Source organism: Marinomonas balearica, from assembly GCF_004362145.1.
Lineage (GTDB): Bacteria > Pseudomonadota > Gammaproteobacteria > Pseudomonadales > Marinomonadaceae > Marinomonas > Marinomonas balearica.
The window spans coordinates 31,722-45,883 of record NZ_SNXC01000013.1; the positions used below are offsets into that span (position 1 = coordinate 31,722).

The 14,162-nt window shown below is 44.5% G+C and carries 8 protein-coding genes; 7 read left to right on the forward strand and 1 reads right to left on the reverse strand.

All coding sequences use genetic code 11. The features are described from left to right. Positions 1-2: 2 nt before the first annotated feature. From DFP79_RS12120 to DFP79_RS18080, 7 genes are all read left to right on the forward strand, one after another. Positions 3-4,757 carry a hypothetical protein gene (locus DFP79_RS12120; protein ID WP_133504210.1) on the forward strand — a complete coding sequence of 1,585 codons (4,755 nt, stop codon included), beginning with the start codon at positions 3-5 and terminating at the stop codon, positions 4,755-4,757. Positions 4,758-4,919: 162 nt separating this feature from the next. After that, a complete protein-coding gene (locus DFP79_RS12125; protein WP_133504211.1) occupies positions 4,920-8,504 on the forward strand; it encodes a contractile injection system tape measure protein in 3,585 nt (1,194 codons plus the stop codon). A gap of 61 nt (positions 8,505-8,565) precedes the next feature. Next, complete coding sequence (locus DFP79_RS18075) at positions 8,566-9,102, forward strand: hypothetical protein (protein WP_243730264.1); 537 nt, start codon at positions 8,566-8,568, stop codon at positions 9,100-9,102. 74 nt (positions 9,103-9,176) lie between these two features. Beyond that, a complete protein-coding gene (locus DFP79_RS12135) occupies positions 9,177-9,416 on the forward strand; it encodes a hypothetical protein (protein ID WP_243730265.1) in 240 nt (79 codons plus the stop codon). Between the two features lie 469 nt (positions 9,417-9,885). Next, positions 9,886-10,476 carry an acetate uptake transporter gene (locus DFP79_RS12140; RefSeq protein WP_133504212.1) on the forward strand — a complete coding sequence of 197 codons (591 nt, stop codon included), beginning with the start codon at positions 9,886-9,888 and terminating at the stop codon, positions 10,474-10,476. Between the two features lie 386 nt (positions 10,477-10,862). Further along, positions 10,863-12,854 (forward strand): methyl-accepting chemotaxis protein, encoded by a 1,992-nt coding sequence (locus DFP79_RS12145; RefSeq protein ID WP_133504213.1) that lies wholly within the window; start codon positions 10,863-10,865, stop codon positions 12,852-12,854. A gap of 54 nt (positions 12,855-12,908) precedes the next feature. After that, on the forward strand, positions 12,909-13,091 hold the full coding sequence (locus DFP79_RS18080; protein WP_243730266.1) for a hypothetical protein: 183 nt from the start codon (positions 12,909-12,911) through the stop codon (positions 13,089-13,091). A gap of 244 nt (positions 13,092-13,335) precedes the next feature. Here the strand turns inward: DFP79_RS18080 and DFP79_RS12155 are convergent, their stop codons facing one another. Then, entirely contained in the window at positions 13,336-14,106 is a 771-nt protein-coding gene (locus tag DFP79_RS12155) for an IclR family transcriptional regulator (protein WP_133504214.1), read from the reverse strand. Between the last annotated feature and the right edge of the window lie 56 nt (positions 14,107-14,162).

Below are 14,162 nucleotides of genomic sequence, written 5' to 3' on the forward strand. Positions count from 1 at the left end.
GCATGAATGATCAAAATCCAAAAAACAATAATGAAGCGCAATCTGAAATTGCGACCAGTGTCGCCACAGAAAACCAAACTTCAGCCAAGTTGAAAGTCAGTTTTGCTGATAATCAATCTCCTACCGGTAATGATTTTGCCAATCTGATTGATGCCTCATTTAATAAGATGGATGGTCCTATTCGTTATCCTGTTGATGAGGGTATTGAAGTTGCGACTAAGACGAATTTTACCGATCTTGTCTCAGCAGCAAATGTAAGTGTTGATGGCAATATCAGTGTTGGGGATTCTTATTTAACCGCAGAAGCCCTTAAAGTGGGCGATACACTTGATGTAGGTGCTGATCTGCTGACTCTTAGTAAGTCTACTCACATTGAAGGTAAAGCTACCCTAACGGGAGCTGCCAACATCACCAAAGACGCGACGAGCGAAGACGCAGCTTTGACGGTTGAAGGTGGGATAAAGGCCGATACTATGCATATTAATGCGGGGGTTGTGATTGGTGAAAGTGACGCTCAGTTATTGATTGAGTGTGCAGAAGGTGATGACGCTATTCGGGTTAAAAAGGACGATGTGACTCAGTTTGCCCTTGATGATAAGGGTCAACTCTCGTTGGGTCTATCTGGCGAGCAGTCTACGGCTAAGCTGCATATACGCCATCATAAAGGCGACAGTGACACTTTGCTTCGAGTGGATAACCGAGCTAACGATAACACCCCCATAGCGATTACATCGGATGGCAATATGGGGATAGGAACAGGGTCGCCATTTAACACCTTGGACGTGGACGGTTCGGTTAGCATCGGGCAGTCGGCACTGGTGTCTCCAGAAAACAGTCTATCGGTTGAGAATCGTGTCGGTGTGGGAACGGCAAGTCCAATGGCGCGTTTGGATATTCACACGTTGAGTGGAGAGACTGCGACGATTATTCGAGATGGCGATAGTAAGCTTCTGGACGTCAGTCGCAATGGTGTGAATACTGACGTTGATTTGAACGTAAATGGGGTGTCTACGCTTGAAAATACGAACGTCAATCAAGCTCTGCATGTAACAGGTGAATCGACTCTGTCAAACAAGGCCACCATGTTGGCGGGAGCGGAAGTATCCGGGCTTTTAAACTCGACGGATCACACTCAACTGAACACACTCAATACATCGGGTGTTGCAACGCTAGATCGAGTTCTGGTCGTTAAAGGCGACACCAAACATGGTGCCTCGGTTGGCATCGGCTTGGGGGTAGAAGACAACCATAACCCAAGTGCCAGCCTGCATATTCGTGAAAGTGATGCGCAACCTTCATTAAAACTAGAAACGAAACTCCAAGAACGTCAGCTGTTCGTTACGAATGACAAAGTCACAATAGGTGAGTACGAAAGAACCAATATTGACTTTAAAGTGCATGGCGATACGACTCTAAACGGCATGGTGACAGCCAAAGGTACGCTAGACGTTGATGCAAATACAAGCCTAAACGATGGCGCGAGTGTTGAGAAAAGCTTGCGTGTTCACCAATCCGGAGATGTAACAGACACCACTGCGCTTGATGTGACGACACAAGGCAATGGCAGCGCTTTACACGTTAAACATGACAATGAGAAAGACAGCCATACTTTGATTATTGCAACGTCAGAGCGGGTGGGTATTCATACAGATCAGCCTGAAGCGCCTTTACATGTCGCATCAGAAAGTATATTTGATGATCGTGCTCAATTTAACGAGAGTGTGTCAATCAGTGGTACGCTTTGCGTTGCTGACGATGCTGAGCTAGACGGAAATATCCGCATCAATATAGAGCCTGGCGATGAGCCTAAGGCTCAAGTTCACCTTGCTCATGATGCAGAGAAAGCTAGTTTGCGAGTAGATGGGCAAACTGCCGCGATGCCAGCACTGTTGGTAAAAGACGGCAAACTCGGTCTAGGGGTAGAGTCACCAGAATGCAGATTAGATGTAAAAGGGGACGCGAGTATCAGCGGTGCGCTGAGTGTTAATCAAGTATTCACGGCGACGGATACAAAGGTTTTAGTCTCGCAGCAATCGACGGACGCAGCGATTACGGTTTCAAAGGTGGACGAAGAAGGCCAGATAGTCCTTCACCACGACAAAATAGGGGTTAACGTTACAGAGCCGCAAGGTGCGCTCCATGTAGATGGTGATACAAAACTAGATGGCATCACCACTGCACAGCATGTCAAAGTGCGCGAATCTCTTACCGTCACAGGTACGTCGAACCTGACTGACAGTTCGGTTAACGGTAAAGTTAGCATTAATACGCCGGTAGAAAGTCAGACCACAGATGTCCATATCCGTCAAAGTGAACAAGGTCATACGGCCTTTAGGGTGGATCAGTCGGAAAAAGGCTTACCATCGCTTGTCGTTAAATCTGGTCAGATTGCGATTAATTCAGATACACCCACTGCGGCACTCGATGTGCATGGGGACGCAAAGGTTACGAAAACACTGGATGTGCAGGGTAGGCTTACCGCACATACGATGAGTGAGTTTGTTGATCATGCTCATTTCTCTCAAAGTGCTGCGTTTTCCGTTGCGGATCCTATGGCTCGTATTCATATCAGTGAGGACAAGCAAGATACAGTGGCATTTCAAGTGGATTATGTTGTTGGGGAAGACACCACTAGCTTAGTTGCGCGACAGGGAAAATTAGGTATTGGTACAGTCTCACCTAATGCGCCGTTGGATGTGAAAGGCGACACTGAGCTTAATGGCGACTTATATGTATTCGGAACGACAACACTCGACAATTATTTGAATGTCGCGCAGGACGCTGTGTTTGATTCCGACCTCGTTGTTAAAGAAAAAGCCAAACTAAAAGATCAAACGATTATTGGTCGTGCCAGTGACATTAATGCCGAACTAACGCCTAATGCACAGCTCTATATTGCAGACACAAATTACAAGGAAGCATTGCGCATTGATTCTGCGACCAGTCCAAGCTTAATTTTTACCGATGGTAAACTTGGGCTTGGCAACTCAACACCAAGAACGACATTGGATGTTGATGGCGAAGTAAAAATAAGTGGCAAAACCCAACTCAACAATGAATTGTATGTTGAAGGAAACTTAGTCGCCTACAATAACATCGACGGTCACGGTAAATTGGATGTTAGCCAGAAAGCGACCTTTGGTTCTGACGTTCTGATTCGTGGCGATTTACACATTGAAGACAAAACAGACATCGAAGAAGAGTTGACTGTTCTTGGTGCGACGAAATTGCAAAACAGCCTTGGTGTAACGGGCGACACTGCGCTCGCAGCAGCCCTTAATGTTACCGGACCATCGACACTAGAAAGTACACTGAGTGTGCAAGGTGATGCCGATATTCAGGGTGGTGTCGCGGTTAGCGGAACGCTCCAAACGGATAGTTCGCTTTTCATTGCAGGTTCTATTAGTTCTGGCGTAACCGTTGCTAAGGCTAAGCAGCACATTCAGGTTCCCGCTGACTTAGACGCGATGATTTTTGAGAAGTCGGGTCGAAATGGCGTTAGTCAACCTTTGCTGACGCTTGATCGAAACGGCAGCATGGCGCTAGGTAAGTCTTCCGCCGATGCGAAGCTCGATGTTTCAGGTGATGCGTTGATCAGCGGTAGCCTAATGGCTGGCAGTGACGTGAGAGCAACGGAATTGATGGCGAATGGAGCTATCTCGGGGAATGATCTGGTTATAAACAGCAGTATTCAACTTGCTAATGGACCAAAAATTACCGGGTTCTCTGATGATGAGCGCATGGGAGGTGATTATTCCGCCAATGTCCTCGTGCCGACTCAGGCTGCTGTTAAAGCGTATATTGATAATGTCGTTGTGCCGTTTGGCCAAGGCGGAAAAACGTATACGATAAGCTCGCAAGCGGACTTTGATGATGTTTTTAACCGTGGTGAAAATACCATTATTGATACCAATACGACCGTTTTGCTTTTGCCGTTAGGTAACCAAAACTTTAATACTGAGCCTTATGTTCTGAAAAACTCAGTGCGCGTTAGAAGTGGTGTGTCCATTGTCGGGTTTAATGAAGACTCGACAATCATTGCCAAACTCAATGCGAACTGTCGTTTTGAGTTGAAAGGCAACGCTAACACACCCGTTGAGAACGTTCACTTCGAGCGCTTCACCTTCGATGGTGGAAACATGGAAATGGGGCGTAATGGCGGTGCCATCTACCTAGAATACGCACAATTTTGTAAATTCTATTGTCGCTTAGAAAACCACCGTACTTGGGGTAAAGGCGGCGCTATTTATGCGGTTATGTCGGGCAGTAATTATACGGCAAGCCACATTGAAGCAACCAATATTCACCATTGCCAGGCGTTAGCCCAAAGTGGCGGAAGCGATTTTGATCGCAGTGAGGGCGGTGCGGTTTACGGTGTCGAACGCTCTACTATTCATGCATTCTATTGTAAGGCGGAACACGGCGGTGCCGTGGCCTACGTTAGAGGTTCTCAAGTGTTGGCGGAAGGCTGTAGTGCAAGCTTAAAAGGGGGAGCTGCTTACCGCTCACCTTTGCTTCGTATGACCGCTGTTGATTGCTCTGTGGACGACTACCAAGGTCAAGGCGGTGGTGCTTACTTCTGTGAAGACTTGATGTGCGAGGGGCAATGGTTGAATAACGTTGCTGCAGAGGGGCCGCATATTTATGCGTCTAATCACCTTACAGGCTCGCAACGAGAGTCATACTATTGGAAAGGCGATTATGTTGGCCGTCGGATCGACGATGGAAGCGCGGTGTGGCACAACAATAACGAGTAATGCATGGCATACCCGCAGCTATTTTGATGTAGCTTGATCTATTAGATCAATAAAAGCCCAATCAGTTTCAAACTGGTTGGGCTTTTTCGTTTTTTTTGTCACAAAAAAACGATTGGTACGTCTCGTATGAAATGAACATATAAACGGGATCTGGAATAAAGGATGACAAGGTCAATTGATACGCTCACTTTAAATTTGAATGTCGCGCCACTGCGTAACCAGCAACATGTTAATGAGGTTAAAAGCATTTTAGAACTTCTTCCTACACTGGTTCGAGAAGCGTTTCAACAGTTAGAAAACGAAGTGGGGGCAATGAGTGATCGTCCATTAAGTCCGGTACAGGTGAGAGCAATCTCGATGCCTGATATGGACGTGGATGAAGTGATACAAGAACCACGGCTTTTTGCGCAGAGTGTCGCAGTATCGCTGTTTAAATCTATGTATGAAGGACAGCTGCCCTCTAGTGTGTTAACAGCATTAAGTCTCCAAACCACTGGAGAAATGATGCGCCCGCTTTCTCAGAATCGACAAAGGAGTGACGATATGATTAGACGTAATGTAAAGAGGGTATCAACAGGCACAACACTACCAGAGCAGATCCTCGAGTATCTTGCTTCAGGTTTTTGGAACGGAACGCTTTATTCGGGACAGTTAGCGAATTCTATGATGACAGTTCTGCTTAATAATTTAATGCAGCGTAGGCCGTCTGAACGCCTACAAGAAAACAATCCTTGGCAAAAAAAATCTGAAAATTCAGTTACTACCCACGCGAGTATTGGCAACCATGCTAGAACGCCGAGTGGTGCATTAGCCCATGATTTTGTCGATGATACTGCTTTTAAGCGTCGACTGTTTTCTATACTTGATAATGCATTAGCGAGGCAGCGTTTCATTGCATTACTTACCAAAGCGTCAAATAAAGATAAAGTTGTTATGACATTATGGCGGCTGGTAACAAGTGAGCCTGTTGACGGGAGAGACCATGAATTAATTCGACAGGCGTTGCGCAGTGTGGACCGGATTAAATACGCGGTTCACTACACGATTTTGTTATATAGAGAAAACGTGACTAAAAAAGGCAAACGTCTTGCTGCGTTAATGACCGCCAAAAGTTGCAACGCGATAACGGCTGAGCAGAATTTGAAGCTTACTTATTTGTTTCTTAAAAGCCCGTCTGACACGATTGTAAGGGCTGCTCAAACCTGGTTGGCCTTGGCTCAAGTCCAGACGCCGCGTCAGAAAGAGGATCTAGTGCTCGAAAAAATCGTAAACGATACATATTCAAAGACAAATGCCATTGATCTTCAACATGATGGCACGGATATTAAACAGGAGCGACAGCGGTTATCTAACGAGCCTCAGCTCGAATTCTCCCTTGATCATAAGCAAAGTGTGCTTGCTCAAGTCACCTTTTGGAAAACACTCAGAGTCAACATGAATGCCTTGTTACAACAGGGTAATTCGTCTAACTGGTTAAAAGTTCTCTGCGCGATAGAAAAGCAACTTTTAACAAACGAGGATCGACTAAGCAGTGAACTGGATTCGTTTAAATATCAAGTTTCACTGCTTAGGTTGCATTGGCAAAGCAGCATATGGCCTTTGACACGATCAGAGTATTGCTATCGTTCATTTGTCATACTGTCTGCACTAAAGCTTGCTTTCACATCGAGTCGTTTTGATGGCGATCAAGGGCTTGTCGATCTAAAACAACAAGACAAACAGATGAGAGACGACACGCTAGACGAAGCACATCAGACATTTCAATCTGCCTGTCAGTCGATATTAGAGCAAGCGGAAGGGCGTAACACTGACTCCCTCCCGGAAGTATTAGAACGTCAAAAAGAAGGTCGTCGTTTACCTACAAACATGCTTGATAAATTCAAGGAAGCCCCTGACGCATTGTTGCTTCCATCCGTAATCGACGTACTGAAAAGCCGTTATGGAGAATTGGAGGTGCAGTGGAATTCGGTTCAAGAAGATGAATCCGCCCATGTTTTGGCAATATTCGATGAATTCGAAAAAGCATGTAAGCATATAGAGAGTGGCGTCGCGCCATTGCTTGGAAGTGTTGATTTAGGCCGTCACATTCTGTTTTTGTTGCCCGCCTTAAAAATTGAAGAACGCCTGGCTTTTTGTGATTCACTCAGAAGACTGTTAGACAGCTGCGAAACGACCAATCTAACCGAAAGTTTGATTTCCGTCCGTCGATCTATTGAAAGCGCTCGACGCCAGCGTAAAACAATTGTGAAAGCAAAAAAGAGCACTGATTTACAATTAGGTGGCTTAGAATTCGGTGACTTAGAGACAGCCAGTACAGATAAAGCCTTTACTGAAGAAGTGGATCTTAAAAAAGTCGACCAGGGCGAGATCAAGTGTATTACCGACACTGTAAACCTTTCCAACACCGCTGTTACGAGCGTATCAACTCACACCTCTACTGATCTCCTCGATTTAATGCAAAAAATAGACGAAGATGCGTACTTTTTTGATCTAATCGCCCAACAGTTAGAAAGAGGTGATGAACTGTACCATCCAATTGGAGAGATTTCCGGCGTTGAGTTTCAAAGAGAGGCTAGATTAGGCACAACGCGAGAGTCAAGCATGGACATACAAGCTGCCTCGGCGGCGCTATTGGAGATCGCGACGTATGCTGGCTTGGACGTACAATTTAATCGACTACTTTGCTTGCAACCTGAGTCGACAAAGGGCGTTTATTTACAAGCGCTTGTGATGAATTGGTGTCAGTTGGAGCAAGTTATGCGGGAAAAAATACAGCGCAGCGACAAGTCTGATGCACTGGTTGCTTTGTTGTCAGATTGGATTTCACACTATGGCCCCATTAACAACGTATTACCTGAACTCACATATAACTCTGCTACTTTGTCTGAACCCTCACGAAGTGTGTCCAATACTGCAGCAGATTCACTAGATTCAAATACAGCAACACAGATTGAAACATTAGATACAGGATTTGCATTTGACCCGGCCCAATTTGTTTTACCACTTCCGAAACCGACAGGGCAGAGGAGAGGGGAATCGAGCTGTGGAATGCAAGATGCTGAGTCGGCCAATGAAAAAAAACCAACGTCTATTCAGTACGACAAAAACGCCAGCAACAATGATGCGCTATTAAAAGTAAATACTAAGCAAATAAATGAAGTCATCAGCCACATAGATAAAAAGATCGAGACGTTATCGGCATCTATCATTGAGGAAGATCAGGTAAGTTATGATGCCGGATTACTGATTCTTTGGCCGTTTTTGTCCACGCTCTTTAAACGAATGGATTTACTTATGCCTAGTGCGGAGGAGACGAGTAAAAACACACTCCAATTTACCTCCGCAGAGGCTCAAGATAAAGCCTATGCGCTTCTTCGAGGGTTGCTAGGTGAACAAGAAGAATGTGAAGGTTACTCTGGTGTCGCCAACCTACTTGTCGGATACGAAATGGATACTGTAGTAGAAGCCCCCCTTACGTTAACAGAGGATGATGAGGCGCAATTGACGGGGCTACTGACAGCCGCTATTTCACAATGGGACGTTCTAAAAAACATGCCGATCGCGTCTTTTCAAAGCCTCTTTTTAAGGCGCGAGTGCATTGTAAGTACTTCTGAAACAGGAGCGCTAATTACGGTCGAAAAACACACTCTGGATGTGTTGATGCAAAAAATGCCTTGGGGCGTTGGGATGATTACGTTGCCTTGGCTGGATGATGGCTTCGTGATCTCGGTAGATTGGCCATACTAAAGCGTCACAAATCGCGAAGAGCAGCGTCTTTAAGTAAAATCATCAACCGTTAGGAATCGTTATGTTAGATATGATCATTGGGGTATTTTCTTCTTCTGGAATTGGCGCCATTGTTGGTTTAGTCGGCAGTTGGTTAACAAAAAAAGAAGAGCGACGCAATATGGAAATTTCGTTATCTCATGAAAAGGAAATGTATCATCTAAAAAGTACGCTGCAGCGACATGAATCCGAAATACAGCTAAAGTTGGCTGAACAAGGCTTGGAAATTCAGAGAGAAAAAAACGACACTGAGGTTGAACTAAAAGAATTAAGTGCATTTGAAACCAGTCAGCGACTGAATCAGCCATTAACTAATCGGTTCGCTGAGTTAATTCGTGGACTGATGCGGCCCGTGATCACATTGTATTTATTGACTATTGCTACCTACATTGCCTTGCACATCAGTGCTTATCTCGGCGACATAGCGATGTTTCTCCAAAAAGAAGACATGGTGTCTATGTATCGCGATATGTTAGATAAAGTCATGTTTTTAACCACGACAGCGGTAACATGGTGGTTTGGCTCTCGTCCTGGTAATGCGCACTTTAAAAAGGTGTAACCCTCCTAACGCTGACGACAGCTATAGAGCTGTCTCAGCGATAAGCTGTACAAAATGAGGCGATTAAACTAGGGATGTCTTTGGTATATGTCGCCGGACGCGTTGTTCGGGAGGATAAAAGAGGTTCAATTGATTTATCACTCTCGCCCATTTTACAAAGAGTAGGCATTTCTGACGAAAACTGGATGATGATTGCAACTCAGTTCGAATCAAACTCAAGCAGTAGCGTAGGAGCGGAAGCGAGCTTAAAGGAATATTCATATTCTAATCCTAAAGCCAGACCAAACCGCCGGTGCGCAAGGCTACTCGCGTAATTTAAGCTTCATCATCTCCTAAAAGGATCTAAGATCATGCAATGTGAGCGGTATGAGGTCATTCCTTGCGTGAAAATTGGGAATAGTCTCCGGCTCACCGTGAACTTCCAAGGAAGGCAGTTTTGCTTCTGGGTTTAAATCGATAGATTTGATTGTAGGGTTGGAAAGTGTTTCTTGATTTTATAAAGTGGGTGTCTGTTTCTATGTTGGTTTCTATGTTGAGAGCGGAGTTCTGAATGCCGGGCTTTTACCGACAAATAATCCATTCCTGAAAGTGGATGTTTCCCCCAAGGCTGATAACAAGATAACACCAATTCTAGAGCTTGCCCTTGAGCTTATTCTTGCTCGGACTAAAAAGGACTTTTACTGTTGGCGTTTTGTAATTAAATAGTGCTGGTTTGAGGGTGTGTGGGTCTCTATACTGCGCACGTTTTTCAATCATTCTTCTATTAAATAGGTAGTGCTTAAAATGTCGACGCAATTAGCCAACCCAGCCCCACTAGGATTAATGGGTTTTGGTATGACTACAGTCTTGCTTAATATCCATAATGCAGGTTTTTTTCCTTTAGACTCTATGATACTCGCCATGGGTATTTTCTATGGCGGGATCAGCCAAGTAATCGCGGGAATCATGTGTTTTAAGCGTGGTGATTCCTTTGGCACGACGGCATTTACTTCATATGGACTCTTCTGGTTAACACTAGTCGGCCTCATTGCATTGCCTAAAATGGGATTTGCTCCTAGCCCGGCATCGTTCATGGGGTGGTACCTTTTGCTTTGGGGTATTTTTACCGGGTTTATGTTCATCGGCTCGCTTCGCTATCCTTTTGCAAAACAAGTGGTATTTGGCTCTTTAACAGTATTGTTTGCTTTGCTTGCTATTCGAGATTTTACTGGCAACGAAACAATCGGTGTGATTGCTGGATTTGAAGGGATTTTCTGCGGGGCGAGTGCAATGTACTTTGCCATGGCTCAGATATTAAACGCTGAATACGGACGTGCTGTTTTGCCTATTGGGTCTCCACGAGTCTCAACATCTACCAACGCTGTTACGGCGTAATTCTTATATACAGCCCCTTCGCCCTTTATTTGAGGGGGCTGTAGTCTTAGACACCATTTTGAGCTAAGTTTAAGCTTATATCTCTCTTAAGCCTTCTTACTTTTACTTTCACGTTCACTCCCTATCGATCACTCCATATCGCACAGTGATTCGCTTTATCGTGTTATACGCAATAAATATAGGATTGCGTTAGCAATAATTCTCAGTTCGTGGAAGTACGCATATTCTTTAGCCAAATTTAAGTTATTGGTATATACCAAAAGGCTTGCGATCTTACCTAATATTACATAACTTATAGTCAGTTACATGAACGTAACATAGAGCTAATAGCATTAATTTAATGCAAAAAGTGCAATCTTCCTCACGAGTTAGGTTAAGGAGCAACGATGAGTTTTAAGAATTCTCTGTATTTTGGGTTTGGCATAGTCCTAGTTTTGTTGGTGATTGTTGGTGTTACATCATTCGTTACGATGGAAAAAGCGGAAGATGGGTTTAACGATTACAAACAGTTAGCGTCTACGACGTCCATTACAGGCCAGTTACAAGCCGATATCCTCATGATGCAGATGAAGATGAAAAACTTCATTATTCGCTCCAATGATGAAGACAAAGAAGCTTTTCAAACGTATCTCGACGAAACTAACTCCGTTCTGTCTCAAGCACAATCTGTTATGACGGATTCTGAACGTTTAGCCATTATTGATTCTTTAAATGCGCACATATCAGAGTACGAAACAGGGTTTGATCGTATCGCTCAATTAATTGAAGAACGTAACTCATTGTTAAATGGGGAAATCTCTAAAACAGGTTCTCATATTGAAGAAACACTTTCTTCTTTAATTCAAGAAACGGAAATCAATGGGAACTCCGAAGCGTCTGGATTGGCTTCCTTAGCGCTGAAAAGCTTCATGTCAGGGCGCTTAAACTTATCTAAGTTTTTAGAAACCAGCGTTCAAGACGACATCGAACGAGGAAAAAAAGACTTTGGTGACGTAAACGTTACTCTTTTTGATTTTTTAGATTACCTCTATAACGATAATCGTATCGAAGAAACCGTAAAACTACGAAAGGAGCTGGAGGTTTACCGAGAAAATGTTGGTCGATTAGAGCAGGTCATTATCGCTCGTAATAGCGTTGTGAAAGAAACACTTGAGCGTATTGACCCTCTCTTAGCGGATGCTATCGCGGCAATAAAAGCCTCGTTACGCAACGATCAAATCTCGATGGGCCCTGTGCTTGAACAGCAAAGCGCTATTGCAAAAATACTGATTAGTTCATTTGTCGTATCTGCTATCGTATTAGGTTTAGCGGTCGCGTTTGTTATTACTAGACGAACGCAGCGTCGATTGGGAGGCGACCCGACCGAAGTAACCGAGATAGTTCAAAAAGTCTCTCGAGGAGAATTAGACTTTGAATGGAGTGACTTAACTGAAGGAGACGACAGCCTGTATGCTTCCGTAAAAGATATGGTTGACGCATTAAAAGAAAAAGCGGCTTTTGCTCAGAAAATTGCGAACGGAGATTTATCCTCAAGCATAGTATTAGCGTCCGAGAACGATGTTCTGGGGAAAGCGCTGTCGGATATGAACATTCAACTAACGGGTATTTTGAGAAACGTTCAGCAAGCGGGAGATACCTTGGCTTTAGGGATCAACCAAGTGTCTGGTGCCAGTCAATCTCTGTCGAAAGGTGCTCATCATCAAAAGGACAGCGTTGAATCCATATCCATGCTTTTAGATAACGTATCACGACAAACAGCTTCGAATGCATCAGACGCTAAAGACGCAAACCGACTGGTGATCGACGCTGAAACAGCGATTTCTGAAGGTCAAAAGCACATGGCAGAAATGACAACTGCAATGCGAGATATTCGACAGTCCAGCGAAAGCATTGTTGAGTTCATCCGCAACATCGATGAAATTGCCGAGCAAACGAATTTATTAGCGCTTAACGCAGCAATCGAGGCCGCACGAGCAGGGGAGCAAGGTCGTGGTTTCGCTGTCGTCGCTGATGAGGTGCGCACGTTAGCCTCTAGAAGTACGCAAGCAGCAGAAGAAACGACAAGGCTAATTAACACCGCTCAGGCACATTCCGAAAATGGCGCAAGCATCGCTGAAAAGACCTCCGAGTCACTTCAATCTATTATTAAAAGCATTGAATCAACCTCATCGCTGGTTTCAAGGATTGCAGAATCAAGTGAGCAACAAGCATCAGGTGTCAATGACGCGTATCGTCAAGTGACAGAAATCGATCAAGTGGTTCAGCAGAATGTAGAAACCTCCATCTATACCGCAAAATCGGGTGAAGACCTTATTGATGAAGTAGAAAGCCTTAAAGAGATTATGAAAGGGTTTAAGTTCGAACGCGAAACCGCCTAAGCCCTTTACTGCTGGGCTGTACCGAACTAAAGAGCCATTCCGGTTTATACCCGAATGGCTCTTCTAACTGCAGGCACGACTTTGCAAAATCTCATAGTGAGTTTTCTGTTCAAAGAGGCGCACCCAAAGCAATCGGGCTTTGATTCTCTCGTCGCTCAAACCGCACAATTATCTCTAATTCAAGCTATTAGAACCTTTGCCGTAACTTACGAAAGTGATAGAGAAGGCTGGTTATAGGGCTTTTCTGATCCAAGGATAGCCAAAGCACTGACTTGTGTTCACCGGGACCCCGGCAATAAGTGGAGTATTGAAACACTGGGTAAAGCAACCGGTATGTCTTGATCTGTCTTCACGAAGCATTTTACTGAAGTGATGGGGAATCTTTGATGGATTATGTATGCAAATCCCAAAAGAGTACTCCAAAAGTAATCTCTACAATTTGCCATGAGAAAGTGACGCATTCATCAGCAGGTTTTTTGCTTTAGTCTTCTTCTTCGGCAAGGTTTCCTACTTCAACCGCAGCCGCACGCAATTCAGGGATAAAATGCATCAGCTCGTCGAGGTTTTTGCGTATAACGGGAGCGTGACAGAACAGACATGCAATCAAACGTCCTTGACTGTCCTTTACGGGAACGGAGATCGCCACCATGCCATCGATAAACTCTTCGTCATCGGTTCCTATGTCGGTTTTTTGAATATAGAGCAATTCGTTTTCTAGACGAGCGGGATCCGTTTTGGTATTTCGAGTGTACTGTTTCATGGGAATCGAACCAAGAATCCGCTGCCGACGCTCTTTACTGAGCGAGCTCAAATAAAGCTTACCGCTGGCAGTGCAGCAAATTGGCGTGTGAATACCAACGGGTAAGTGGATTTGTAACGGCCAGTTGGTTTGTGCGCGGTCGTAGTAAATCATATCGGTGCCGCTTGGAATCGCAAGGCCGCACGTTTCGCCAATTTTCTCAGCCAAATGTTGTAAAATAGCTTGCCGTTGAGCCTTAAAACGACTGGAATAGATAATCCCCAATGCAATGTCATGTAGGCGATCAGCAGGTACTAATAAACCTCGCATATTGGTTTGTAGAAAACCTTCGGATTCGAGCTGTTGCAACAGCCTGTGTACGCTTGGTTTAGGAATATTTAATAATACGGACAAATCCGCCGCGCTAAGAGGGTGTTCAGCCTTAGAAATGGCTTCAATGATCTCAAGTACACGAGCAATATTTGAACCTTTTTCCCGACGTTGCGTGCTCATAAATAAACCTTATATAACTGCATTTTATAAATTAAAAGAATAAATGCCGAATGAAC

Excerpts from the sequence above, each read along its gene's own strand:
- DFP79_RS12120 (WP_133504210.1), top strand. The coding sequence starts at position 3 with ATGAATGATCAAAATCCAAAAAACAATAATGAAGCGCAATCTGAAATT.
- DFP79_RS12125 (WP_133504211.1), top strand. The coding sequence starts at position 4,920 with ATGACAAGGTCAATTGATACGCTCACTTTAAATTTGAATGTCGCGCCA.
- DFP79_RS18075 (WP_243730264.1), top strand. The coding sequence starts at position 8,566 with ATGTTAGATATGATCATTGGGGTATTTTCTTCTTCTGGAATTGGCGCC.
- DFP79_RS12135 (WP_243730265.1), top strand. The coding sequence starts at position 9,177 with ATGTCTTTGGTATATGTCGCCGGACGCGTTGTTCGGGAGGATAAAAGA.
- DFP79_RS12140 (WP_133504212.1), top strand. The coding sequence starts at position 9,886 with ATGTCGACGCAATTAGCCAACCCAGCCCCACTAGGATTAATGGGTTTT.
- DFP79_RS12145 (WP_133504213.1), top strand. The coding sequence starts at position 10,863 with ATGAGTTTTAAGAATTCTCTGTATTTTGGGTTTGGCATAGTCCTAGTT.
- DFP79_RS18080 (WP_243730266.1), top strand. The coding sequence starts at position 12,909 with ATGGCTCTTCTAACTGCAGGCACGACTTTGCAAAATCTCATAGTGAGT.
- DFP79_RS12155 (WP_133504214.1), bottom strand. The coding sequence starts at position 14,106 with ATGAGCACGCAACGTCGGGAAAAAGGTTCAAATATTGCTCGTGTACTT.